At 69.7% G+C, this 24,238-nt stretch carries 17 protein-coding genes; 7 read left to right on the forward strand and 10 right to left on the reverse strand.

Annotated features, from left to right (window positions below):
* The first annotated feature begins 12 nt into the window (after nt 1–12).
* Complete coding sequence (locus VLK61_RS25095; RefSeq protein ID WP_325425120.1) at nt 13–552, forward strand: thioesterase family protein; 540 nt, start codon at nt 13–15, stop codon at nt 550–552.
* Between the two features lie 100 nt (nt 553–652).
* Here the strand turns inward: VLK61_RS25095 and VLK61_RS25100 are convergent, their stop codons facing one another.
* Together VLK61_RS25100 and VLK61_RS25105 are read right to left on the reverse strand one after the other, a co-directional pair.
* Nucleotides 653–2,236 (reverse strand): FAD-dependent oxidoreductase, encoded by a 1,584-nt coding sequence (locus VLK61_RS25100; RefSeq protein ID WP_325425122.1) that lies wholly within the window; start codon nt 2,234–2,236, stop codon nt 653–655.
* A gap of 17 nt (nt 2,237–2,253) precedes the next feature.
* Nucleotides 2,254–3,846, reverse strand: a complete 1,593-nt coding sequence (locus VLK61_RS25105; RefSeq protein ID WP_325425124.1) for a polyamine aminopropyltransferase — start codon at nt 3,844–3,846, stop codon at nt 2,254–2,256.
* Between the two features lie 87 nt (nt 3,847–3,933).
* Between VLK61_RS25105 and VLK61_RS25110 the strand changes: the two genes are divergently transcribed.
* Entirely contained in the window at nt 3,934–5,952 is a 2,019-nt protein-coding gene (locus tag VLK61_RS25110) for a S9 family peptidase (RefSeq protein WP_325425126.1), read from the forward strand.
* Nucleotides 5,953–6,002: 50 nt separating this feature from the next.
* Here VLK61_RS25110 and VLK61_RS25115 read toward each other — a convergent pair whose 3' ends face one another.
* From VLK61_RS25115 to VLK61_RS25125, 3 genes are read right to left on the reverse strand one after another with little or no spacing between them, the layout of a single operon-like run.
* A complete protein-coding gene (locus VLK61_RS25115) occupies nt 6,003–6,224 on the reverse strand; it encodes a DUF350 domain-containing protein (protein WP_325425128.1) in 222 nt (73 codons plus the stop codon).
* Between the two features lie 49 nt (nt 6,225–6,273).
* Nucleotides 6,274–7,863 carry a DUF4178 domain-containing protein gene (locus tag VLK61_RS25120; RefSeq protein ID WP_325425130.1) on the reverse strand — a complete coding sequence of 530 codons (1,590 nt, stop codon included), beginning with the start codon at nt 7,861–7,863 and terminating at the stop codon, nt 6,274–6,276.
* Between the two features lie 20 nt (nt 7,864–7,883).
* On the reverse strand, nt 7,884–8,921 hold the full coding sequence (locus tag VLK61_RS25125) for an SPFH domain-containing protein (protein WP_325425132.1): 1,038 nt from the start codon (nt 8,919–8,921) through the stop codon (nt 7,884–7,886).
* A 61-nt stretch (nt 8,922–8,982) separates the two neighbouring features.
* On the opposite strand from VLK61_RS25125, the gene VLK61_RS25130 reads away from it, so the two are divergent.
* A complete protein-coding gene (locus tag VLK61_RS25130) occupies nt 8,983–10,197 on the forward strand; it encodes an FAD-dependent monooxygenase (RefSeq protein ID WP_325425134.1) in 1,215 nt (404 codons plus the stop codon).
* A 119-nt stretch (nt 10,198–10,316) separates the two neighbouring features.
* Nucleotides 10,317–11,849, forward strand: coding sequence for a DUF4331 family protein (locus VLK61_RS25135; protein WP_325425137.1), 1,533 nt, complete (start codon nt 10,317–10,319; stop codon nt 11,847–11,849).
* 102 nt (nt 11,850–11,951) lie between these two features.
* Here the strand turns inward: VLK61_RS25135 and VLK61_RS25140 are convergent, their stop codons facing one another.
* From VLK61_RS25140 to VLK61_RS25150, 3 genes are read right to left on the reverse strand one after another with little or no spacing between them, the layout of a single operon-like run.
* On the reverse strand, nt 11,952–12,743 hold the full coding sequence (locus tag VLK61_RS25140; RefSeq protein ID WP_325425139.1) for an ATP-binding cassette domain-containing protein: 792 nt from the start codon (nt 12,741–12,743) through the stop codon (nt 11,952–11,954).
* Nucleotides 12,744–12,754: 11 nt separating this feature from the next.
* Nucleotides 12,755–13,726: an ABC transporter permease gene (locus VLK61_RS25145; protein ID WP_325425141.1), complete on the reverse strand. Its 972-nt coding sequence runs from the start codon at nt 13,724–13,726 to the stop codon at nt 12,755–12,757.
* Between the two features lie 55 nt (nt 13,727–13,781).
* Nucleotides 13,782–14,774, reverse strand: a complete 993-nt coding sequence (locus VLK61_RS25150) for a sugar ABC transporter substrate-binding protein (RefSeq protein WP_325425143.1) — start codon at nt 14,772–14,774, stop codon at nt 13,782–13,784.
* Nucleotides 14,775–14,936: 162 nt separating this feature from the next.
* Here VLK61_RS25150 and VLK61_RS25155 point away from each other — a divergent pair, with 162 nt between their 5' ends.
* On the forward strand, nt 14,937–15,863 hold the full coding sequence (locus VLK61_RS25155) for a carbohydrate kinase family protein (protein ID WP_325425145.1): 927 nt from the start codon (nt 14,937–14,939) through the stop codon (nt 15,861–15,863).
* Nucleotides 15,864–15,875: 12 nt separating this feature from the next.
* Here the strand turns inward: VLK61_RS25155 and VLK61_RS25160 are convergent, their stop codons facing one another.
* Both VLK61_RS25160 and VLK61_RS25165 read right to left on the reverse strand, forming a co-directional pair.
* Complete coding sequence (locus VLK61_RS25160; protein WP_325425147.1) at nt 15,876–16,679, reverse strand: carbon-nitrogen hydrolase family protein; 804 nt, start codon at nt 16,677–16,679, stop codon at nt 15,876–15,878.
* 25 nt (nt 16,680–16,704) lie between these two features.
* On the reverse strand, nt 16,705–20,808 hold the full coding sequence (locus VLK61_RS25165; protein WP_325425149.1) for a YhdP family protein: 4,104 nt from the start codon (nt 20,806–20,808) through the stop codon (nt 16,705–16,707).
* A 118-nt stretch (nt 20,809–20,926) separates the two neighbouring features.
* Here VLK61_RS25165 and glnE point away from each other — a divergent pair, with 118 nt between their 5' ends.
* On the forward strand, nt 20,927–23,674 hold the full coding sequence (gene glnE, locus VLK61_RS25170) for a bifunctional [glutamate--ammonia ligase]-adenylyl-L-tyrosine phosphorylase/[glutamate--ammonia-ligase] adenylyltransferase (RefSeq protein WP_325425151.1): 2,748 nt from the start codon (nt 20,927–20,929) through the stop codon (nt 23,672–23,674).
* Nucleotides 23,675–23,736: 62 nt separating this feature from the next.
* Nucleotides 23,737–24,228, forward strand: coding sequence for a rhombosortase (rrtA, locus tag VLK61_RS25175; RefSeq protein ID WP_325425153.1), 492 nt, complete (start codon nt 23,737–23,739; stop codon nt 24,226–24,228).
* Nucleotides 24,229–24,238: the final 10 nt, after the last annotated feature.

The following is a 24,238-nucleotide window of genomic DNA, read 5'->3' on the forward strand; positions in this document are numbered from 1 at the left end:
TGGAGCGCCTGAATGAACCTGTACCTGCGATTGTTGTGGACCCTGCTGCGCAGCTGGCGCCTGCCGCGACTGACGGTGGACGACTGCCTGGAACGCCACTGGCGCGTGCTGCCGAACGACCTGGACATCAACGGCCACATGAACAATGGCCGCTACCTGACGCTGGTGGACCTGATGCTGATGGAGTACTTCGTGCGCACCGGTTTTGCCCGCGCGATGCTGCGTGCCGGCTGGCGACCGATGTCCGGCGGGGCGATCATCACCTACCGGCGCGGGCTGCAGCCGATGCAGCGCTACCGCGTGCGCTTTTCGATGCTGGCGGCCGACACGCACTGGAACTACATGCGCTTCGAATTCCTGCAGCGGGACGGCACGTTGTGCGCGGCCGGCGTGATGAAGGGCGCAGCGGTCGGGCGCCAGGGGCTGGTGCCCAACGCCAGCTCGTACGCAGCGATGGGCCTGGCCGTGCCGCAGAAGCCATTGCCCGACGCGGTGACGCACTGGCTGGCCGCCGAGGCCAGCGTGATGGGCCTGTCACGCACCGGCGCGTGACACACCCGGCGCGCACAGGCGCGTGACATACCCGGCACGCGCAGGCGCGTGGTGCGTCTGACGCCCGCCCGCACGTGAGGCGCGGCGGGCCGGTGGCGGGTCATCGCCGCAGCCAGGCCGCGGCGCCGCGGCCCGCGCGGTCGCCGTGCGTGAATGCTTCTTCGAACACCGAGTAGGCCGACAGGTCGCTGTGCGCAAACTGCAGCCGGCCGGCCATCTGCGCCAGCGCGGCCAGAGCAGGTGACGAACGCAGCCCCGGCACCGGAATGCTCATCGCGTGGCCATAGCGCATCAGCGAGATGCGCTCCAGCTTGTGCGGCAAGTCCGGGTGCAGCGCCGCGATGTCGGCCACCACGCGGGCGGCCCAGGCGGCGGCCTCACCGTCCAGCAAAGGCTGCCGCTGCGCCTGCGGCAGCGCCCAGTAGGCCGTCAGCACCGTGGGTCCGGGCAGCGGGCTCAGGCGCTGGTGGCCGGCATCGACATAGCCCAGCGACGGCGCGCCGTAGGCCACGTTGTCCCAGGCCGCCGGCGCGCCGATGCCGCGGTCCAGCAGCGCTTCGCGCAGCCGCAGGTTGGCCACCAGCCACGGCGCCTGCGGCATGCGCGGCACCAGCTCGGACAAGGCCGGCGGCACCGATGACAGCAGCCGCGCCGCGATGAACAGCGGCGTGGCCATCACCACGGCGCGCGCTGACCAGGCTTCGGTCTCGCCGGTCGCGGCACTCCAGGCCAGCGCCTGCACGCCATCGCGCTGCAGGTCGACGCGCAGCACCACGCGACCGCCCTGCATGCGGTCACGCAGCGGTGCGGCCAGGCGCTCGGCGAGCCAGGCATTGCCCTCGGGCCAGGTGAACACCGCGTCGCGCTCGCCCGCATCGTCGCCCGGCGCGTGGAAACCGTGGCGGCTGGCGAAATAGTGCAGGCCGGCCCAGGCCGACACCTGGTCCAGGCCGGCGCCGTAGTCGTCCCGGCAGGCGTAGTCCAGGTACCAGCGCAGCCGCGCATCGTCAAGACCGTGGCCGTTCAGCCAGTGGGCGAAGGTCTGGGCATCCAGCGCGCCGTGGCCGGCGGTCCAGGGCGCGCGCAGGCTGGGCATCGCGAAACCGAGCTCACGCTGCACGCGCGCCGTGGCCGCTGCAAATGCGCGGTATTGGATTTGCGTCGCCGAACCCGGCGCGGCCGGCGGCAACAGGCCCTCGTGCCAGGCGCCTTCGAAGAACAAGCGCTCCTGCGGGCTGTGGCAGAGGTAGCGCTCCTCGGCCACGGTGCGGCCCAGCTGCGACGACAGCAGGCCCAGCTGATGCAGGAATTCGCTGACCTCGGTGCCCGCCTCGTCCGGCATCGGCAGGTAATGCGCGCCCAGCGGACAGCGCTGGCCCGCCAGGGTATGGCCACGGCTGTTGCCACCGGCCTGGTCTTCCAGCTCGAGCAGCGCGATGTCGTGGATACCGGCGCGCGCCAGCGCGCGTGCGCTGGCCAGCCCGGCAATGCCGCCGCCGACGATCAGCACGTCGCAGCGCCGCTGTCGCGCCGGCGCCGGCAGCGCGCCGCTGCGCAGTGTGCGCAGGCGGTGGCCGCGCTCGTGCGAGGCGCCCACCCACTCGGCCGGCGCCGCTGTGGCGGCCCGGTCGCCGCAGCCTGCCAGCAGCGCCGCGCCGGCGAGCATCGCCTCACGGCGATTCACGCCCGACGCGCCCCAGTTCACTCGTGCACCTTGCCCCATTCGGCCTCGAAGGTGTGCACCAGCGTCTGGTTCGACAAGCGGTTCGGCTCGGCCGGCAGCCGTGCCATGTCTGGCGGAAAGTCCATCAGCGCCGGCCACGCCGCCGTCGTCAGGAAGCGCAGGCCGTCAGGCAGCGTGGTCGGCTGGCGCCAGGGCCGGTGGCTGGCCAGGATGAAGCCCCACTCGCCAAAGCTCGGCACATGCGCGTGGTAGGGCGTGATCGTCAGGCCTGCTGCTTCGATCGTCGCGGCGACGGTCCAGAAGCTGCGCCGCGCGATCAAGGGAGAAGTGGTCTGCACCACGGCATAGCCGCCGGCCGCCAGGTGCTGGTCCAGCCGCTGGTAGAAGCTGGTGGTGTAGAGCTTGCCCAGCGCAAAGTTGGTCGGATCGGGAAAGTCGACGACGATGACATCGAAGACATCCTGCTGCGTTTCCAGCCAGCCGAAGGCGTCGGTGTTGACGATGCGCAGCTTGGGCGAGCGCAGCGCGTCGTGGTTCAGCTGGCGCAGCATCGGCAGCTCGGCGAACAGCCGCGTCATGTGCGGGTCCAGTTCGACCAGCGTGACCTGCTCGACGCTGGGGTACTTCAGCACCTCGCGCACGGCCATGCCGTCGCCGCCGCCCAGCACCAGCACGCGCTTGGGCGCTCCGTGGCCGGCCATCGCCGGATGCACCAGGGCTTCGTGATAACGGTACTCGTCGCGTGAATGGAACTGCAGGTTGCCGTTGAGGAAAAGCCGCACGCCGGCCGGGCCGGAGGTCAGCACCACGCGCTGGTAGGGGCTGGACTCGCGCAGGATCACGCGGTCGCCATAAAAGCGGTCTTCGGCCCAGGTGGTCAAGCGGTCGGCGAACAGCATTGCGGCGCACAGCAGGCCGATCACCAGCGCACAGGCCAGCGCATGCGAGCGCAGCGTGCGCAACTCGGCGCGGAACAGCCACAGCGCCCACACCGCCACCGCGGCGTTCAGCAGGCCGAAGAACACCCCCGTGCGGATCAGCCCCAGCTGCGGCACCAGCAGCAGCGGGAAGGCCACCGACACCGCCAGCGCGCCCAGGTAATCGAAGGTCAGCACCTGCGACACCAGCTCGCGCAGCGCATAGCGCTCGCGGAAGTGGCGCTTCAGGATGCGCATCACCAGCGGGATCTCCAGCCCCACCAGGATGCCCACCGCCAGCACCAGGCCGTACAGCATCAGCTTGAACGGCAGGCCGTGGCCCAGCGGCAGCAGGCTGTGCGCGGCGAACAGCGCCGCCGGCATCAGCCCGCCGATCAGCCCCACCAGCAACTCGATGCGCAGGAACTGCGCCACCAGCTGATGCTCAATGTGCCGGCTCAACCAGGAGCCAATGCCCATCGCAAACAGATAACTGCCAATGACGGTGGAGAACTGCAGGATCGAATCGCCCAGCAGGTAGCTGGCCAGCGCACCAGCGGCCAGCTCGTAAACCAGGCCGCAGGCGGCGACGACGAACACCGAGGCCAGCAGCGCGATTTCGGCCGGCGAGGCGCGCGTGGCCAGCACCGCATCGGCGGCATCGGGTCGAGGGGGAGCGGGCAAGGCGGACATCGGGATCGGGGTGGGCGCTGGCTATCATCGCAGGCTTGCGATCGCGCACACGCACGCGGTCCGGGATCCGGAACAGAGGGAGGCGGCATGAACCGCAGAGTCATCCATGGGCTGCTGGCCGCGCTGGGCTTGGCGGGGGCGGTCGCCGTATCAGCGCAGACCGGGCCGGCACCCGCCGCTTCGGCGAGCAGCGCGCCTGTGTCAGCCGCGCCGGCCCGCGCCGAGCGACTGCCCATCCAAGCCTTTGCGCACCTGCCGCTGTTGCAGCAAGTGGCGCTGTCGCCCGATGGCCAACGCTTCGCGGCGCTGATGAACGTCGGTGACAACACGGTCCTGATCACCCGTGAGCTCACCGGCGGCGAGAAGTCTCGCGCCATCCTGAAGACCGACAACCGCCAGTTCCGCTTCGGCTGGCTGCGCTGGGGCAACAATGACCGGGTGGTGTTCAGCGTGGTCTACCCGGGCCGGCGCGGCTGGACGGAGCTCACCGAGACACGGCTGCTGTCCATCCACCGCGATGGTGGCGGCCTGGTCAACCTCGTGCGGCACAGCCGCTTCGACGAGCATCGGCGCCCAGCGCAGTTCCAGGACCAGGTGATCGACTGGATGCCCGACGATGGCCAGCATGTGCTGCTGCAGCTGGCCGACGACGGCACGCTGGATCCGGCGATCTACCGCGTCAACATCGAGACTGGCCAGCGCCGCCTCGTCGAGGGAGCGCGCGCCGATGTCACGCGCTGGATCACCGACCGCACACACCGCGCACGCGTGGCCGTGCGCCAGACCGGCACGCGCGTCGTGGTGGAACTGTGCGACGCCGACGGCCAGAACTGGCGCCGCGCCTGGACTTACGAGCTGTTCAGCCCGGACAGCGTTCGTCCGCTGGGCTTCGGCAAGGACGCCGACCGGCTGTACATCAGCGCCAACCATGAAGGCCGGGCGGCGGTGTTCGAGGTCGACCTGCGTGATCCGGCGCTGCCGCGCCGCCTGCTGCTGAGCGACCCGCGCCACGACCTGGGTGGCGAATTGATGCTGGCGCCACAGACGCAGGAAGCCATCGGCGTGCGGCTGGGGCTGCTGGGGGATGCCGCCGCCGGCTTCTGGCAAGCCGACGCCAAGGGCCTGCTGCAGGCCATCGACAAGGCGCTGCCGGATCGCCACAACGAGCTGCTGCAGTTCAGCGCCGATGGCACGCGCTACCTGCTGCGCAGCAGCGGCAACGGCGTGGCACCGCACTACCTGGTGGGCTTTCGCCAGCGCGGCGAACTGAGCCCGCTGGGCGAAGCCTATCCCGAATTGGCCGGCGCCCCGCTGGCCCGCAAGCGCAGCCTGACGATCAAGGCTCGCGACGGTACGCTGCTGCCCTCGCTGCTGACGCTGCCGGTCGGCGCCGCGCCGCGCGGGCTGCCGACCGTGATCCTGCCGCACGGCGGGCCGATCAGCCTGGACACCGTCGAGTTCGATCCGTGGGTGCAGTTCCTCGCCAACCGCGGCTATGCGGTGCTGCAGGTGAACTTCCGCGGCTCGGCCGGCTTCGGCCACGCGCACATGAGCGCGGGCCTGAAGCGCTGGGGCCTGGAGATGCAGGACGACCTGAGCGACGCGGTGCACTGGCTGAACGGCCAGAACATCGCCGACCCGGCGCGGGTGTGCATCGTCGGCGCCAGTTATGGCGGCTTCGCGGCGCTGATGGGCGCGGTGAAGACGCCGGAGCTGTACCGCTGCGTGCTCAGCTTCGCCGGCGTCAGCGACCTGCTGGAGCTGGCCAGCCGCCAGCGCGATTTCCTGCACGGCGAAGCGGTGTTCTCACGCCAGATCGGCTCGACCTGGAGCGACCGCGACCAGCTGAAAGCCACCTCGCCGCGCCGCCTGGCCGAGCAGGTGCGCGCACCGGTGTTGCTGATCCACGGCACGGCCGACCGCAGCGTGCCTTTCGAACAAAGCGAGCTGATGGCCGATGCCCTGAAGCGCGCCGGCAAGCGCTACACGCTGATCAAGCAGGAAGACGGCGACCACCACCTGAGCATCCAGGCCCACCGGCTGCAGTTCTTCCAGCTGCTCGAAGCCTTTCTGGCCGAGCACCTGGGCAACACGCAACAGCCCTGAGCTCTCGCCCCGGAGGGGACAGGCCGCCACCCGGCGGCCGGGGCCAGCTGTCAACCATGGATCGCCGCGGCGATGATCTGCCCGATCGCAATGAACATCGCGCCGACGACGATCGCCAGCGCCATGTTCTTCTTGCCGACGAGCTCGTCCCACAAGTCGTAGGGCGTCAGCTTGTCGATGATCAGGAAGCTGAGCCACAGCACGACCACGCCGATGATCGCGTAGAGAAAGGTCCCCAGCACGACGGCGGGTTTGAGCCACTCGAATCCCATATGCCTTCTCCTGTGTATGCCCTGCTGATGCCCTGGAATGCGCGGCGGCCTACTTGTGCCCGCCGCCGCCGGTACTGAATCCGCCGTAAGAACCGCCGCTGGTGCGCAAGCCGCTGCCTGAGTTGCTGCGCAGGCATTGCTGGTACTCGTTGCTGGCTTCGCCGAAGCTGTCGCGCAGCGGGCTGCAGTCGCGCCCGCCCTCGCCGCAGCTGGCAAAGGCCGAGATCAGCACCAGCGCCACCACCAGCAGGATCAGCCAGAACTTCAGGCTCTTGCCGCCGCCCAGCGACTTGGCGTCGCGCTTCATCGCCATGGCTTCGACGGTGCCCAGGCCGAAGGCCTTGGCCACGGCGTCCGAATCCAGCGCACCGCCGGCCGACCAGGTCACTTCCTGGCCGGTCTGCTCGCGGTTCAGGCGCTTGGTGCCAGCGGCGAAATCGGTGTTGCGGGTCTTCTCGCCCTTCTTCAGGCGCCAGTAGAACTCGCCCAGCACATAGCTCACTGCGCCGGTGTAGCTGTAAAGCTGCTCGTAGGTCGTGCCCTGGTAGACGGCGCGCTGGTCCTTGAGCTGCGGCACGCCGGTGATCGGGTTGGCATAACTCCAACCATCCTCGGCATCGACCAGGAAGGCGAAGCCCTCCGTGCGGTTGTACAAGAGGTATTCGCGCCAGGTGGCCTGTTCCTCGCCGGCCTCGACATCGACCTCGGCGCGTTCAGCGTAGCCCACCACCTGCCACGGCAGCGGCTTGATCTTGTCGCCCAGCGCGATCGTGCCGCTGCGGCCCAGCGGAATCAGCGGCGGCAAACCGGCGTTGTCCTGCGCGTAGTGCTTCAGCTCGCCGCCGACACCTTGCGAGATGTCGACCACGGCCTTGCACTGACCGCAGACGATGGACTGCGTGGTGGTGAGGCTGGGTTCCAGCGAGGCGCCGCAACTCGGGCAGTTGATCGCCCGGCCGCCCAGCGTCTTTTCGCTCTCATCGCTGCGCAGCCCGCTCATCGCCAGGTCGGCCAGGCGCACCGAGCGGCCGACCGACCAGTTGGGCTGCTGCGGGTCACGCCAATCCAGCGTGCCGACCTCGCCCTGCTGGTTGCGCAGGTCGACGACGACGAACTCGCCGCGATCGAGCCGCGGCGCCTGCGGCAGCTCGCCCAAGGCCGCCAGCACCCGGGCGCGCTGCACCGAGGCCACGTCCCAGATCGCGCCGGCAACGACGCGCCGCTCACCCGGGTTCAGGTCGGCCGGGTCCGGCACCGGGCCGGTGAGCGGCGCGTCGAAGGCGACGACGTAGGCGCCGTTGTCTTCGGACAGCCAGCCGCTCTTGAAACCGCCTTCTGTAGCTCCGTCGAAAAGGACGTGCCACTCGTTCCAGGTGCCGCCTTCGTAGCCCAGCTGCTGGCGGCCGACCACCGTGAACGCCGCGCCCAGGTGCTTGCCGGCGGCACCGATCTGCAGCGGCGAATGGTCGTCGAACAGCTCGGCGCTGGTGCCGATGCGCTTGAGCGCTTCGCCTTCGCGCAGCAGCGTCGAGCGACAGAAGCTGCAGACGGCGCTGGCCGACGCGGCGGAGGCGAACTCGACCGGCGCGCCGCAGTTCGGGCAGGCTGCGCGCCAGACGCGCTGGGATCCGGTGGCCAAGACGCCGGTGTCCTAGCCGTTCAAACCAGCTTTTTCAGCAGCTCGGACTTCTTCGCGCTGAATTCTTCTTCGGTCAGGATGCCCTTGGCCTTCAGGTCGGCCAGCTTCTCCAGCGTGGCCATCACCTCGTCGGGCCGCAGGGCTGCCGGCGCCGCGGCGGCTGCAGCGGGGGCCGGCTGTTGCAGCCCGGCCGCCAAGTTCTGCGCCATCACCTGGCCCAGCGCCACGCCGGCGCCCAGGCCCATCGCGCTGCCGGCGAGGCCGCCGCCGCCGTCACCGGCGCCCTTGGCCAGCTCGGGCATGGCCTGCGCGGTCTGGTACTGCATGAACTTGCCCATGTCGTTGCCGACCATGCCCATGCCGATCTTCTGGTCGAGGATCTTCTGCAGTTCGTCGGGCAGCGAGATGTTCTGCACCGTCACGCCTTCAAGCTTCAGGCCGATGGCTTCGAAGGACGGCGCGGTGGCCGCCTGCAACTGTTTGGCGAATTCGATCTGGTTGGCCGCCAGGTCGAGGAAGGCCACGCCGCTCTGCGCCACCGCGTCGCTGATGTGCTGCAGCATCATGCCGCGCAGCTGGCCGTCCAGGTCGGCCACCGTGTAGGTGTCGCGCGTGCCGGAGATCTCGGTGTAGAACTTCTTCGGGTCGACCACGCGGTAGGCGTAGTTGCCGAAGGCACGCAGCCGCACCGCGCCGAAGTCCTTGTCGCGGATCGTCACTGGCTGCTGGGTGCCCCAGCGCTGGTCGATCTGCTGGCGGGTGCTGAAGAACACCACGTCGCTCTTGAACGGGCTTTCGAACAGCTTGTCCCAGTTCTTCAGGTAGGTCAGCACCGGCAAGGTCTGCGTCGTCAGCTTGTACATGCCGGGGCCGAAGACGTCGGCCACCTTGCCTTCGTTGATGAACAGCGCCATCTGGCTTTCGCGCACCGTCAGCGACGCGCCGTACTGGATTTCGTTCTGCGCCATCGGGAAGCGCCAGGCGATCACGCCATCCTGGGATTCGGTCCACTCGAGGATGTCGATGAACTGTTTCTTGATGAAGTCCATCAGGCCCATGCTGCGCTCCTTGCGTTGAACACACCCGTGGAAGCCGGGTGCGGCGAATAATACGGCCGACATGACCGAAACGATCAACATCGCCGTGATCGGCGCCGGCCCGGTGGGCCTGACGCTGGCCCTGCAGGCGGCCCGCTTGCTGCCCCAGTCGCGGCTCACGGTTTTCGACGCCCGCCCTCTGGACAAGGACGTCTCCGGCGACGCCAGAACGCTGGCTTTGTCGCTGGGCAGCGTGCAGTTGCTGCAGCGCTTGGGCGCCTGGCCGAAGTCACACGCCCAGCCGATCCGCGAGGTGCATGTGTCGCAGGCGCCGCCGACGCTGCAGTTCGGCCGCGGCGAAGCGGCGGTGCGCATCACCGCCGCGGACCAGGCGGTGCCGATGCTCGGCGCGGTGCTGCGTTATGGCCACTTGGTGGCCCCGCTGCAGCAGGCCTGGCTGGCGCTGGCCGCCGAGCATCCCGAGCGCCTGAGCAGCCGTTTTGGCACGCCGGTGGCGGCGCTGAAACCGATCGAGGGCGGTGTCGAGGTCGATGCCGGCATCAGCGAACGTTTCGACCTGGCGGTGGTGGCCGAAGGCGGCGTCTTCGCCGAGCAGGCGCGCAAAGCGCTGACCCATGATTACCAGCAGACCGCCTGGGTCGGCACGCTGACGCTGGAAGGCGGCACGCCGGGCCTGGCGGTCGAGCGCTTCACGCGCCACGGCCCGCTGGCCTTGCTGCCGCTGCCGCCACTGGAGGGCCGGCAACAGGCCGCGCTGGTGTGGTGCGTGCCGGCCGATGACGACCCGGTGCAGGACCTGAACGACGCGCAGCGCCTGGTGGTGCTGGCCAGCCTGCTGCCGGAGATCGCCGGCACGCCGGTGGCCATCAGTCCGTTGAAGCGCTTTGCGTTGGGACTGAATGCCGAGCGCACGCTGGTCGAAGGCCGCAAGAACGGCCAAGGCCCCGGCGGCGGCCGGGTCGTGCGCATCGGCAACGCTGCGCAGACGCTGCACCCGGTGGCTGGCCAGGGCCTGAACCTCGGGCTGCGCGATGCCTTCGAGCTGGTGCTGGCGCTGCGGGACGGAGGCAGCGTGCAGGCCGCCCTGCGCCGCGTCGAATGGTCACGGGCACCGGACCGCTGGGCGATGATCGCCGCCACCGATTTCCTGGCGCGCAGCTTCACCTGGCGCTGGCCAGGCCTGCCGGCCGCGCGCGGGCTGGGCCTGGCGGCGCTGCAGGCGCTGCCCTGGGCCAAGTCGGCACTGGCGCGGCAGATGATGTTCGGGCGGCGCTGAGCCCGGACTCGCGTCGGCACCGACGCGTCGTGTTGCGCCTGCATCCGGGAGTCCACCCTGCGCGTAGAGGTGGGCAGCACGCGGGCATTCCGCGGCGCACATCCACCGAAGGGGTTCCCATGAAACGACTGGCCCTGCGCCTGGTCGCCGCGACGCTGCTCGCCACGATCGGCCTCCACGCACATGCTTCCAGCCACCGCGAAGCGCTGGCGATCCTCAACGAGCCCTGTGCCGACAACACCGACACCTACGCTTGGGTGGCGCCGGGCGCGCACAACAAGCTCTACCTGATCATGAACTTCAACCCCTTGCACGAACCCGGCCAGGGCAACCACGGCCTGCGCGCCTGCAACGGCTACCGCTACGAGTTCAACATCGGCATGGGCAGCAGCCTGAAGCCGGTGATGACCTACCGGGTCGAGTTCACGAACCAGCTGCCGCGCGAAGCGGCGCCCGGTCCGCAGGACCCGCTGGGCGGCGGCAACGAACTGCTGTGGCAGCTGACCGGCGGCACCGAGACCATGAAGGTCACGCGCCTGCCGCGCTCCGCCAAATGGCAGCCGGGCCACGATGACGAGCGCATGACGGTGCTGGGCGATGCACTGAAGGTGCTGCCCAACAACCACGGCCCACAGACCGACCGGCTGATCTACGGCCTGGGGCCCTTCAGGGGCTATGACTCGGGCGATGCCACCAGCCGCGAGCTCGGCCTCTACGACCAGCCCTTCGTCGACACCTACATCCACACGCTGGCCAACGGCGGCCGCATCATTGCCGGCCAGTTCGACGACCCCTACCAGTTGGACGAAAAAGGCATCTTCGACCTGGTCAACCTGAACCGGGACGACCTGGGCGGCATCGCCGGCGCGCGCCGGCCGCCGGGCAAGGACGTGTTCACCGGCTTCAACGTGTTCTCGATCGCGCTCGAGATCCCGATGACCGACCTCTTCCCGCAGGGCGTTCCGCACAACGGCGTGCTGCAAGCCAACTCGACCGACAGCCTGTTGCGGATGTACTCCAGCATCAGCCGGCAGAAGGCGCAGATCGTCGACAAGGACAGCGTGATCACCGGCCTGCGCGGCGGCGGCAACTACGTGCAGGTCGGCCGCAACGCGCTGCCGCTGTTCAACGCCGGCCTGGTGGGCACGCAGCGGCAGACCACCTACCTGCGCAGCAGCCCGATGGAAGACGTGACGAACTTCGCCAACGACATCCTGTACCCGGTGCTGGTGCGCGACGCCGATGCGCTGGGCATCTACCGCGCGCTGGGCCTGCCGGAGTCGACGGTGGCCACGCTGAAGGGCCCGCGCACCGACATCATCAACGCCATCAACCTGGGCCGGCCGATCCCGGTGGCCGACGGCTTCACCGGCGACGTGATCACGCTGGACGCGGCGATCGACTCCAGCTTCCCGAACGGCCGGCGGCTGGGCGGCGGCACCTCGCCGAGCAGCAACCAGGTCAACGTCAACAGCGTGCTGATCAGCCTGATCGTCGCCGGCAACCCGGCTGCCGGACTGGCCAAGGGCGTCGAGGTCAACGACAAGAACTACCTCGATCGCTTCCCGTTCCTGGCGCCGGCGCACCAGGGCCTGCTGCAAGGCCACGGCGGCATCAACGTGCCGACGGTGCCGAACATCCCAACGCCCTGATCACGCCGAGTCGGAAGCTTCACTCCACCGCGATCTTCAGGAACAGGTCGCGGTCGGGTGCGGCGATGATGAGCCGCGCGGGCGCAGGTGAGGATCGGCGGATCAATGGGCCAGGCATTCTGCGGGGATGTCCTCAGGCCGCATCGCGCCGGTCATCACCGCAACGGTGTCGCTCATGCTGATCTTCTTCGGGTTCAGCACCGCGGCGCGCTTGCCCAGCCGCGCGACATGGATGCGGTCGGCGACCTCGAAGACATGCGGCATGTTGTGCGAGATCAGCACCACCGGCAGGCCCTTGTCGCGCACGCGCCGGATCAGCGCCAGCACCATGTTGCCTTCCTTGACGCCCAGCGCCGCGGTGGGTTCGTCCATGATCACCACGTGCTGCGCAAACGCCGCCGCGCGCGCCACGGCGACGCACTGGCGCTGGCCGCCCGAAAGTGTTTCGACCGCCTGCGTCATCGAGCGGATGCCGACCTTCAGATCCTGCATGCGGGCGATGCTTTCGGCCAGCATGTGCTTCTTGTCCAACATGCGAAAGACGCGGCCGGCAAGGCCCGGCCGGCGCACTTCACGGCCGAGGAACAGGTTCTCGGAGATGCTCATCGCCGGCGCCACCGCGAGGTCCTGATACACCGTCTCGATGCCGGCGCGGCGCGCGTCGATCGGGCTCTTGAAGTGGATCACCCGGCCGTCGAGCCGGATCTCGCCTTCGTCGGGCACCACCGCGCCCGACAAGGCCTTGATCAGCGACGACTTGCCGGCGCCGTTGTCGCCGATCACGGCGAGGATCTCGCCGGCGCGCAGTTCGAAGTCGGCACCATCCAGCGCAACGACCTGGCCGTAGCGCTTGATCAGGCCGGAGGCCTGCATGACGATTTGTGGCGTGGCCATCGCGGACTCCTTCAGCGGGCAGACTTGTGGGACAGTTGATCGGTGGCCACCGCCAGGATCACCAGGATTCCGGTGACCAGCACCTGGTAGATCGACGAGACGCCCATCAGCGTCAGGCCGTTGCGGAACACGCCGACGATCAGCGCGCCGACCAGCGTGCCCAGCACCACGCCGCGGCCGCCGAACAGGCTGGTGCCGCCCAGCACCACCGCGGTGATCGCGTCCAGGTTCTCGGTCTGCCCGGCGTTCGGGTCGCCGACGCCGGTGCGGGCCACGCTCAGCAGCGACGCGATGCCGTAGAACGCCCCCGCGATCACGTAGACCCCCAGCAGCACCTTCTGCGTCGGGATACCGACCAGCCGCGTCGCCTCAGCGTTATTGCCGACGGCGTAGACATGGCGCCCGGCCGCGGTCTCGCGCAGCACGAACCAGGTGAAGCCGAACAGCACCAGCATCAGCACCGTGCCCCAGGCCACCTCCGTGCCGCCGATCGCAAACGTGTTGCCCAGCGCTGTGAGCGCCGTAGGCAGCTCGGTCACGGTCTGCGAGTTGGAGTACAGCTGCGTGATCGCAAACGCGATGTTCAGCGTGCCCAAGGTGACGATGAACGGCGGCAGCTTGATGCGCGTGACCAGCAGCCCATTGACCAGCCCGAACAGCGTGGTGACGCCGATGCCGCAGAGGATGGCCAGTGCCGGTGGCAGGCCGAGTTCGGTGGCGAACTTGCTCATCACGATGCCGCCGAGGGCCATCACCATGCCGCAGCTGAGGTCGATGCCGGCGGTCAGGATGATCAGCGTCTGGCCGATCGCGATGACGCCGACCACCATCACCTGCTGCAGCACCAGCGACAGGTTGCCGCCGGTGAGAAAGCGCTCGTTCTGCGTCGCGAAGAAAAGGCAGGCGACGAGCAAGGCGATGAAGGGGCCTAGCGTGCCGATGTTCGTCAGCACTGGCGGCAGCTTCTCTTTCAGGGTGCTCATGGCAACTCCCGGTGCAGAGGGCGAAGCGGTGCTGCTGCTGCTGCTCATGGCCGCATCACTTCTTGCCCCAGCACAGCGAGGTGCCGGTGGCTACATCCTTGCTCTCGACGCCGGCCACCGCCTTGGCGGCGATCAGCGTCACGCCGGTGTCGGTGTAGCCGGCCACTTTCTTGCCGGTCTTCGCATAGGCCACGCCGGCCTCGACGCCCATCGAGGCCATCTTCAGCGGGTACTGCTGCGACGTAGCGGCGATCTTGCCTTCGCCCACATCCTTCACCCCCTGGCAGCCGCCGTCGACCGAGACGACGATCACGCCCTTGTCCTTGCCGGCCTTCTTCAGCGCGTTGAAAGCGCCGGCGCCGGCCGGCTCGTTGATGGTGTAGACCACCGTCACCTCGGGCGACTTCTGCAGGCAGTTCTCCATCGCCGTCTGGCCCTTGGCCTGGTCGCCGAAACTGTCGGCCATGCAGACGATCTCGGGCGCCTTGCCCAGTTCGTTGCTCTTGGCGTCCGGCGCGGCGAGGCCGAAGCCCTTCAGGAAACCGTTGTGGCGCTGCGCGCCGACCGGGTGGCCCGGGAACAGGTCGAGCATCACGATCTTGGCCGGCTTGCCGGCCAGCGCCGCTTTAGCGTACTGGCCGATCAGGACACCGGCCTGGTAGTTGTTGGTGGCGAACAGTGCGTCGGTGGCCTCGGCCGGGTCGGTCGGGCTGTCCAGCGCGATGACCATCACGCCCTTCGCCTGCGCCTTCTTGATCGCCGGCACGATCGCCTTGCTGTCGCTGGGCGTGATCAGGATGGTCTTGGCGCCGCCGGCGATCATGTTCTCCATCGCGGTGACCTGGCCGGCGTTGTCGCCGTCGGTCTTGCCGGCGCCGGTCAGCAGTTTGGCGCCCTGCGCCTTGGCGGCTTCGGCCGCGCCCTCCTTCATCTTCACGAAGAACGGGTTGGTCTCGGTCTTGGTGATCAGGCCGATCACCGGCGCGTCGGCAGCAAAGGCAGCGCCGGCAGCCAGGGTCAACAGGGAAACGATGAAGGGGGTGCGCATGGGGCTGTGTCTCCAGGTGTCGGTGGGCGCGCCGGGCGCGGGGCCTGGGCGGCGTTTCGTTGCAAGGTCCGTCGGGATTCAACGGATGGTCTAATTCTGGGCGACATGATTTAATAAATCAAGTTGACTGATTTAATGGTAAACCCTTGGAGATCCGACACCATGTTCATCGTCTGCGGAGAAGCCCTGTTCGATGTGTTCGCCACCGGCGACACGCCCACCGGCATCGGCTTCGACGGCCGCATCGGCGGCTCACCCTTCAACGTCGCGATGGGGCTGGCGCGGCTGGCCCAGCCGGTCGGATTTCTCGGCGGCATCGGCACCGGCTTTGCCGGGGAGCGGCTGATGCGTGCGCTGGCCGACGAAGGCATCCAGGCCGACGCCGTGGCCCGCATCGACGCGCCGACCACGCTGAGCCTGGTCGGGCTGGACGCGCAGGGGGTGCCGTCCTACGCCTTCTACGGCCATGGCGCGGCCGATCGCCTGCTGCGCGCCGAGCACCTGGCCGCGGTGCCGACGACGGCCAAGGCCTTCCACTTCGGCTCGTATGCGATGGTGGTCGAGCCGGTGGCCGCCACGCAGCGGCTGCTGGTCGAGCGCGAGCACCGCCGCAGCGTGATCGCCTACGACCCGAACATCCGCACCAACGTCGAGCCGGACCTCGCGGTGTGGCACGCCACCTTGCAATGGATGCTGCCGAGGACGCACCTTTTGAAAGTCAGCGACGAGGACCTGGCGCTGCTGTTTCCCGGCCGGGCCATCGACGATTTCGCCGCCGAAGCGCTGGCCGGCGGCACGCCGCTGGTGGTGGTGACGCGTGGCGGCGAAGGTGCCATCGGCTTCACCACGCGCGACCTGGTGGCCATCGCGCCGGAACGGGTCACGGTGGTCGATACGGTCGGCGCCGGCGACACCTTCCAGGCGTCCTTGCTGACCTGGCTGGCCGAGCACCAGCGGCTGTCGCCCGCGGCGATCAGCGAGCTGACGCGCGATGAGCTCGAGGCCGCCTTGCGCTTCGCCGCCCGCGCCGCGGCCATCACCTGTTCGCGCCGCGGCGCCGATCTGCCGCGCCGCGCCGAACTGCCCTGATCGGACAACGCGCTACAAGCGCCGGTGCTTCAAGGCCGGCAGCTGCTGGCGCACCTCGGCCAAGCGCTCTCGGCTGAACTCGGCGAGCACCACGCCTTCGCCTTCGTCGCGGCAGGCCAGCAGTTCGCCCCAGGGGTCGGCGATCAGGCTGTGGCCCCAGGTGCGGCGGCCGTTGTCGTGCACGCCGCCCTGTGCCGGCGCCAGGAAATAACACTGGTTCTCCACGGCCCTGGCGCGCAACAGCAACTCCCAGTGGGCCTGGCCGGTGGTGTAGGTGAAGGCCGAGGGCACGACGACCACATCGCAGGGCGCCGGCTGCATCAGCGTGCGGTACAGCTCGGGAAAACGCAGGTCGTAGCAGACCGACAGGCCGACGCGCAGTCCCGCGGCGTCGAAGCTCACCGGCGCGCTGCCGGCTTCGAGCACGCGGCCTTCGTCGTAGCGCTCGCGGCCGTTGTCGTAGGCGAACAAGTGGATCTTGTCGTAGCGCGCCACCCGTTGCCCGTCCGGCCCGTAGGCGCAGCAGCTGTTGCGCACACGCTCCGCATCGGCGGTACGCATCGGCAGCGTGCCGCCGATCAACCAGACCCGGTGCTCACGCGCCAGCGCCGACAGCGCGGCCTGGATCGGCCCGTCGCCGTCGGCCTCGGCGATCGCCAGCTTGTCGCGGTCGCTGCGGCCCAGCAGGCAGAAGTATTCTGGCAGCGCCAACAGCTGCGCCCCGGCTGCGGCGGCTTCGGCCACCAGGCGCGCGGCAGTGGCCAGGTTGCGCTCGACCTCCGGGGCCGAGACCATTTGCAAGGCGGCGATCTTCATGCGGATCCTTGGGCGACGGGTGACATCACGGGGTGCGGACCGGCGGCGGCGCGGCGGGTGGCACCGGAGCGCCGGGCAGTGCCGGCGCCGGCTCGCCCGACTTGCGCTCGACCGGCACCACCTTCGGATCATCCCAGCCGCCGCTGATGCGGAACTCGCGCGTGCCGGCCTGACTCAAGGGGCCGCTCAACAGCCACTGCGTCAGGAAGGTGCCCAGGCCGATCACCGGGTTGATCGCCGCATAGGCCAGCGACGCGGTGCCGGCATTGATCTCGGGCACCACCACCACGCGCAAGTCCTGCGTCTCACGGCCGATGTCGGCCGAGCCTTCCATCAGCACCACCGCCTGCACACCGCGCATGCGCAGGTTGCGCGTGCTGGCGATGCCGCGCACGAGCTGCACGTCGCCGCTGAAGTTATCGAAGGCAAAACCTTCCTGGAACACGTCGCGGAAGTCCAGCAGCAGGCGGCGCGGCAGCGCTTGCAGGCTCAGCACGCCGAGCAGCCGCGCGACACCGGGGTCGGCCTTCAGGAACTGCCCGGCGTCCAGCGCAATGGCCATCTGCCCATCGAGCGAGGGGATGTCCAGCCCCAGTGGTGAGCCGGCCCAGCCCAGCGTGCCATGCATCTGGCCCTTGCCGCCGCGCACCACCGGGCCGAAGCCCAGGCGTTCGAGCAGCGCGCCGCTGTCGGCGATGTCGAACGTGAAGTCGAGCCCCATGCGGCGGCGCTGCGGCGCGCCGGCCACATAACCCCATTGGCCGGTGGCCGTGAACAAGCCCTCGGGCATGCGCAGCGACAGGTTGGTCAGCCGCCATTCACGCGCCGACTCCACACCGCTCAGGCTGCGGTTGACGGCCTCGACCGAGAGCTTGCCGAGCTTCTTGCCGCGCAACTCGAAATCATCGACCTGGATGTCCAGCGCCGGCACGCTGGCCGGCGCCTGTTCGAGCAGGCCCTCGACGCTAGCCACCTCGCTGCGCGGCAGCGACAAGCGCGCCAGCCGGGCATGGATGCGGCCGGCGCTCGCCGGGCCGCGGGGTTCGCGGTAGTCCACGTCGCCACTGGCCTGGTCGGCCTCGATCTTGGCGCGCCAGCCTTCTTCGCTGCTGCCGGCATAACGCTTCAGGTCCAGGGCCAGGTGCGTCAGCCGCCGGCCACCCATCAGCAGCTCCTGGGCCTTCATCTGGATGGCCTGCGGGACGTAGCCGTTGTCCAGCGCGGACGGCCCGGCGGCCGATGCCGGCAGCACGGCCTGCCAGGCATCGATGTCCAGGCGGTCGAACTCGGCCGTGGCGCGCACACCGGGCGCCATCTCGGGCAGCGGCGCCTGCAGCGCGACGGCGCCACGCAGGACCTGCGGCACGTCCTGCGAGACATCACGCAGGTACTGCGCCTGCAGCACCGAGCCGAGGTCGATGCGCACCAGGTCGCGCGACGCAACGCCGCCCGTGCGCGTTTCTGCGCTGGGGCTCACCTGGATGCGCAGCGGCCAACTCAGTTCGGCGGACTTGCGCAAGGGCACCGGCAGGTCAATGGCCATGCCGGTGAGCGGGCTGGTCAACAGCCAGTCGGCCTGGCCCTTGTTGACGCTCAGTTGCGCCCGGTAGGCGGCCTGACCCTGCAGCCGCGCCATCCAGCGCGCCATGCCGGCGAATTCGGGCGCACGGCGCAAGGCCTCCGCGGTGGCCGTGCCGCTGGCGGTGAAGCGCAGGCTGCCGTCGGGCAGGTTGCCGCCGTCAATCACCGCGTCGCCGCCGAACAGCCGCACCGCGGCGTTGTTGACATGCACCCCCTGCTGCGTGAAATCGACGCGGCCGCGCACGGCCGTCAGCGTCGGCGAATCGGGCCGCACGCGGGCATCGCCGCCCTGCATCAACACGCTGCCCTTGACCACCGAGCGGTCCAGGTGATTCATCGGCAGCTGCAGGCTCAGCTTCAGCTCCGCGGGCCCGGTAACCGTCGCCTGGCCGAGCAGGCCGCCAGCCCATTCGCCGACCGGCGTGGCATTGACATAGCGCAGCAGATCTGCGGCCGAACCGCGCGCCTGACCGTCGATCTCCAGCACCGGTACGGCCAGGTCGCGCATGCCGCCGTTGACATCGTGCAGCTCGACGCCCCACAGCCGGGCCTGCGCGTTGCGGATCTGCATCGAAGTGCGTTCGAACACCAGTTCGCCCGAGACCTCGCTGAACGCCGGCCACGGCGATTCCCAGCCAGGCTCCGAGGGCACATAGGCCAGCGTCACGCCCTGCACCAGGCCGGCGATGCGGAACTCGCCGTCCTTGCGCTGCAGGTACGGAAAGTCCCACAGGTCGCCCTTGACGCGGAAGGTCGTCGCACCGACCTTGCCCGAGACCACCGCACGCTTGACATAGCTGCGCACACTGTCAGGCAGGCCCAGCGGCAGGTAGCGCGCGACGGCGGTGGCCTGGCCCTGCGACAGCTTGCCCTGCAGCTCCAGTGCACCGGGCAGGCGTGCGCCCTTGCCGAAACCCTCGCTGGCGCCGGTGCGCCAGTGGGCGCTCAACTCACCCTGCACCTCGTCGTTTTCAAAGCGCGCGTTGTCGACCTTCAGGCTCAGCCGCGGCCCGCTTTCGCCGGCACCGGCGGGCTCGACGCGCCATAGCAGGTCGGCGCCGAAGCGCTTCAAAGGCACCACGGCCTGCTCGAACACGCCGGGAAACTCCAGCGCGCCGCCGTTCAGCCCCAGCCGCGCCTGGCCCCCGGTTTCGCCGGCGGTGAACTCGAAGTCGGCGCCGCGCCATCCGGGCCGGCCGACACCGCCGGGCTGTTCGGGCGCCCCCGCGGTGATGGCCATGGCCTTGACGCTGGCCTTGACCTGGTAGCGCTGCGGTGCATCGAGCGGGCCTTGCCAGCTGGCCGTCAATGGGCTGACGCTGCCTTGCGGCGCCAGCTCGGCCAGCAACTGGCGCAGCCGTGCGCCCAGGGGCAGGCGTTCCGCCAGTTCGGCCGTGACCGCCAGGTCCAGCCTGTCGATGGCCAGTTCGCCGCCGGTCACCGCATGCGACGCGGCCGCGTCGGAGGCCCGCCGCGGCTGCTGCTGGCGCCAGCTGAGCGACAGGTTGCCCTCGGGCCAGACCTGCCCCTCCGCGGTGACGAAGCCGAATCGCGTGGCGGCGAGCTTCACGCCATCGGCCTGGCGCTCAGCCACCAGGCGGCCGCTGGCCTGGCTCAGCGCCAGCGGCTCCAGCCCGGGCGCCAGGCGCACCGACAGGTCGCGCAAGGCGATGTCCAGCGTCGCACCACGGGCCAGGCCCTGGTCGAAATCGACCCAGGCGCGCAGCGCACCGCGGCCTTGCGACAGCTCGAACGGCAGGTCGACATGGCGGCGCAACTCGGCCACCGTGGCCTGCGGCAGGTCAGCATGCAGCGTGCCGCGCCAGCGTTGCCAGTCGCCGGCCCGCGCCAGCAAGGGTTGCCGGGCTCGCGCGCTCAGCGTGAAGCGTTCGCCCCAGGCCGCCGGCGGCGTGGCGTCCAGCCGCAACTCATGGCTGCGCAGGCGGTTGCGCAGCACCAGTTGCACGTCGGACAAGGCCAAGGGCGGCGCGTTGCGCTGCTCGTCCACCCAGCGCAAGGCGCCGCGGCGGATGACGAATTCATGCTGCTCGAAGAACCAATCGGCCAGCGCCCCGCCATCGGCCATCGCGTCGCCCTCGACATCCATGCCGGCAACGTGAATGCGGCCCTGGGCATCGCGCCGCACCTCCAGCCGCGCATCGTCGATCAGCAGTTGCTCGAAGCGCAGGTGAAAGGCCAGCAGCGATGGCACCGACAGCGCCGCCGCCACCCGCGGCAGGCGCAGGGCCTCGCGGCCGCGCGCGTCGCGCAGCACCACATCGTTCAGCTCGAAGGCCGGCACCCAGCCGGAAGACTGCACCGCGATGCGGCCAATCTCCACCGGCGCCCCCACGGCGCTGCTGGCATAAGCCTCGATGCGCGGGCGCCAATCGTCCAGCCGAGGCAGAATCCCCCAGTGCAGAGTCAGCCACGCGAGCAGGCATAAGCTCCACGCCGCGAACAGCAACCCTGTGCCCCACTGCAGCAACGTGCGCCACCAGCGCATCCTGCGGCGCGGCGTGGAAGCGGCGAACGTGAAGTGAGACATGAATGAGGGACAACCAGCACGCAGCTTGTGAGGGGAGCCATCGCGGGCCGTTGACGCATTGCCGCCGGCTCGACACCGCGGCGATCGAGCCAATCTAGCACAGACCCCCCGCTGCACCATGGGTTCCACCGACTCCATAGAAGAGCTACCGGCCACCGCCGACCACAGCCGCTACGTGCAGCGCATTCGGCGCCGCTACGCCGCCGACTTGGGCTTGCTGCCCGAGGGGGTGCCCGATGCCGTCACGATCACCGCGCTGGTGGAACGGCTGCGCGCGGCGGGCCGGCCGCTGGCCTCGGCGCTGCGGGTGGCGCGCCAGCTGGTGCTGGAGCGCCTGGTGGTGCTGGACGTCGAGCGGGACGCACCGCTGGCCCATGTCACCGCGACGATGACGGCACTGGCCGAGGCCACGCTGGAACTCGCGCTGGCCCAGGCCCGGGCCGACGAAGACCAGCGCTGCGGCCCACCGCTGGATGTCAACGGCCAGACCATCGATTTCTGGATCATCGGCATGGGCAAGCTCGGCGCGCGCGAGCTGAATGTCTCGTCGGACATCGACCTGGTCTACGTCTACGAGGACGATGGCCAGACAACAGGAAAACTGTCGACCAGCGCGCACGAGTATTTCTCGGCCGTGGCCAAGCGCCTGTACGCGCTGATCGGCGACACCACCGACGACGGCTTCGTCTTTCGCGTCGACCTGGCGCTGCGGCCCAACGGCAACTCGGGGCCGCCGGTGGTCAGCCTGGGCATGCTGGAGGAGTATTTCCAGGTGCAGGGCCGCGAGTGGGAGCGCTTCGCCTGGCTGAAGAGCCGCGTCGTCGCACCGCGCCTGGCCGTCACCAGCGGCCGCGCGCTGCCGCTGCGCTCGCTGGTCACGGCCTTCGTCTACCGCCGTTACCTGGACTACGGCATCTTCGAAGGCCTGCGCCAGCTGCACCGCAAGATCCGCGAAGAGGCGCAGCGCCGTGCCGCGGGGCGGCCCGAGCGCGCCAACGACGTCAAGCTCTCGCGCGGCGGCATCCGCGAGATCGAGTTCATCGTGCAACTGCTGCTGGTGGTGCGCGGCGGGCAGTTTCCCGAGATCCGCACGCGCTCCACGCTGAAGGCGCTGGGCCTGCTGGCCGGGCGTGGCCTGATGAAGCCCGACACTGCCGACAAGCTGGCCGCGGCCTACGTCTTCCTGCGCCGTGTCGAGCACCGCATCCAGTACCTCGACGACCAGCAGACGCACCTGCTGCCGACGCAGGACGGCGACCTGACCTGGATCGCACGCTCGCTGGGCCTGCACGTGTGCCGGCCCGACGCCTGCGAGCTGCTGGACCGGCTGGGCGAGATCCGCGAACTGGTGGCCACCGAATTCGACGCGCTGCTGCACGACGGCCAGGCGCCGATGCCAGGCAGCGGCGGCAAGAACGGCTGCCGGCAATGCGGCACCGGCCCGCTGCCGCTGGACAGCGAAGCGCTGGCCGACAAGCTGCCGCCGGCGCTGGCCGAGCGCGTGCGCCAGTGGAACGCCCAGCCGCGGGTGATGGCGCTGCGCGACGAGAGCAAGCTGCGCCTGGGCAAGCTGGTGTTGCGCGCGGCGCTGGCGGTCGAGGCCGAGCTGTGCACCATCGACGCCGCCTTGCGCTTCGTCGACTGGCTCGAACCGCTGCTGCGCCGCGACAGCTACCTGGCGCTGCTGGTCGAGCGGCCCGAGGTGATGAAGCGCCTGCTGCGCCTGCTGGGCCTGGCGCGCTGGCCGATGCGCTATTTGATGCTGCATCCGGGCGTGATCGACGAACTTGCCGATCCACGCCTGCTGCATGGCCGCTTCGACCGCAGCGAGTATCTCGATGCCCTGGACGACCGCCATGCCGCGTGGCAGCGCAGCGGCCAGGCCGATGAAGACGCGCTGCTCGACACGCTGCGCCATGCCCACCACGCCGAGGTCTTCCGCACACTGGTGCGCGATGTCGAGGGGCTGATCACCGTCGAGCAAGTGGCCGACGACCTGTCCGCGCTGGCCGATGCCACGATGGACATCACGCTGCGCTGGGTCTGGCCGCGGCTGAAGCAGCGCCACCGCGAAGCGCCGCGCTTTGCCGTCATCGCCTACGGCAAGCTCGGCGGCAAGGAACTGGGCTACGGCAGCGACCTGGACGTGGTGTTCCTTTACGACGACTCGGATGAAGCCGATGCCGACCGCGCGCAGGAGGTGTATGGCCACTGCGTGCGCAAGATGATCACCTGGATGACCCTGCGCACTGCGGCCGGCGAGCTTTTCGACATCGACACCGCGCTGCGGCCGAACGGCAATTCGGGCCTGCTGGTGACCTCGATCGCCGCGTTCGAGCGCTACCAAGTCGGCCGCGGTGGCAACACCGCATGGACCTGGGAGCACCAGGCCGTGACGCGGGCACGCTTCTGCGCCGGCTCCCCCGATCTGGCCGAACGCTTCGAGGCCGTGCGCCGGCAGGTGCTGGCCACGGTGCGCGACAACGAGGCGCTGAAGCGCGAGGTCGTCGGCATGCGCGAGAAGGTGCAGAAAGCGCGGCCGGTCAAGCCCGAGGTGTTCGACGTCAAGCACAGCCCGGGCGGCATGATGGACGCCGAGTTCGCGGTGCAGTACCTGGTGCTGGCCCATGGCGCCCGGCATCCGGCGCTGCTGGACAACGCCGGCAACATCGCGCTGCTGCAGCGGGCGGAAGGTGCAGGCCTGCTGCCGCCGGGCATCGGCAGCGCCGCAGCGGATGCCTACCGTGAACTGCGCCGTGCGCAGCATCGCGCGCGGCTCGATGAACGGCCGACGCAGTTTCCGCCCGAGGACCTGGCCAGCGAGCGCGACGCCGTGCTCGCGCTGTGGCAGGCCGTTTTCGGTTGAGGTACCGGTTCTGGTGGTGGCTGTGCGGCGGGTTGGCTTCGGGGGCCTTGGTCGCTTGGTGGATGCCCACCGCACGGCTGGACTGGCAGCCCGGGCTGGCTGCGGGGCAACCCTGGCGCTGGTGGACCGCCGCCTTCGTGCACTGGAGCGCCCTGCACCTGGGCGCCAACCTGCTGGGGCTGGTGCTGGTGGCCTTGCTGGGCGCGGCGGCGGCATGCCGCGGCCGGGCCGTGGCCGCCTGGCTGCTGGCCTGGCCGCTGACGCACCTCGGCCTGCTGCTGCAACCGGCGCTGCGCCACTACGGCGGGCTGTCGGGCGTGCTGCATGCCGGCGTGGCGGTGGCGGCGGTGGCGCTGCTGCGCCAGGGCGCGCGGCCGCGGCGGTGGATCGGCATTGCCTTGCTGGCCGGGCTGCTGCTGAAAGTGCTGCTGGAGTCGCCGTGGCTGGGGCCACTGCGCCATGTAGCAGGCTGGGACATCCCGATCGCGCCGCTGGCACACGCCACCGGCGCGCTGGCCGGCGCATTATGCGGCTGGCTGCTGCTGCGCCGCTGACCTGTCGCCT

It is taken from the genome of Aquabacterium sp. (genome assembly GCF_035476535.1).
Lineage (GTDB): Bacteria > Pseudomonadota > Gammaproteobacteria > Burkholderiales > Burkholderiaceae_C > Pseudaquabacterium.

What these genes read in the sequence shown, in the direction of transcription:
- VLK61_RS25095 (WP_325425120.1), top strand. Translation starts at nt 13, where the DNA reads ATGAACCTGTACCTGCGATTGTTGTGGACCCTGCTGCGCAGCTGGCGC.
- VLK61_RS25105 (WP_325425124.1), bottom strand. Translation starts at nt 3,846, where the DNA reads ATGTCCGCCTTGCCCGCTCCCCCTCGACCCGATGCCGCCGATGCGGTG.
- VLK61_RS25110 (WP_325425126.1), top strand. Translation starts at nt 3,934, where the DNA reads ATGAACCGCAGAGTCATCCATGGGCTGCTGGCCGCGCTGGGCTTGGCG.
- VLK61_RS25115 (WP_325425128.1), bottom strand. Translation starts at nt 6,224, where the DNA reads ATGGGATTCGAGTGGCTCAAACCCGCCGTCGTGCTGGGGACCTTTCTC.
- VLK61_RS25125 (WP_325425132.1), bottom strand. Translation starts at nt 8,921, where the DNA reads ATGGGCCTGATGGACTTCATCAAGAAACAGTTCATCGACATCCTCGAG.
- VLK61_RS25130 (WP_325425134.1), top strand. Translation starts at nt 8,983, where the DNA reads ATGACCGAAACGATCAACATCGCCGTGATCGGCGCCGGCCCGGTGGGC.
- VLK61_RS25135 (WP_325425137.1), top strand. Translation starts at nt 10,317, where the DNA reads ATGAAACGACTGGCCCTGCGCCTGGTCGCCGCGACGCTGCTCGCCACG.
- VLK61_RS25140 (WP_325425139.1), bottom strand. Translation starts at nt 12,743, where the DNA reads ATGGCCACGCCACAAATCGTCATGCAGGCCTCCGGCCTGATCAAGCGC.
- VLK61_RS25145 (WP_325425141.1), bottom strand. Translation starts at nt 13,726, where the DNA reads ATGAGCACCCTGAAAGAGAAGCTGCCGCCAGTGCTGACGAACATCGGC.
- VLK61_RS25150 (WP_325425143.1), bottom strand. Translation starts at nt 14,774, where the DNA reads ATGCGCACCCCCTTCATCGTTTCCCTGTTGACCCTGGCTGCCGGCGCT.
- VLK61_RS25155 (WP_325425145.1), top strand. Translation starts at nt 14,937, where the DNA reads ATGTTCATCGTCTGCGGAGAAGCCCTGTTCGATGTGTTCGCCACCGGC.
- VLK61_RS25160 (WP_325425147.1), bottom strand. Translation starts at nt 16,679, where the DNA reads ATGAAGATCGCCGCCTTGCAAATGGTCTCGGCCCCGGAGGTCGAGCGC.
- VLK61_RS25165 (WP_325425149.1), bottom strand. Translation starts at nt 20,808, where the DNA reads ATGTCTCACTTCACGTTCGCCGCTTCCACGCCGCGCCGCAGGATGCGC.
- glnE (WP_325425151.1), top strand. Translation starts at nt 20,927, where the DNA reads ATGGGTTCCACCGACTCCATAGAAGAGCTACCGGCCACCGCCGACCAC.
- rrtA (WP_325425153.1), top strand. Translation starts at nt 23,737, where the DNA reads ATGCCCACCGCACGGCTGGACTGGCAGCCCGGGCTGGCTGCGGGGCAA.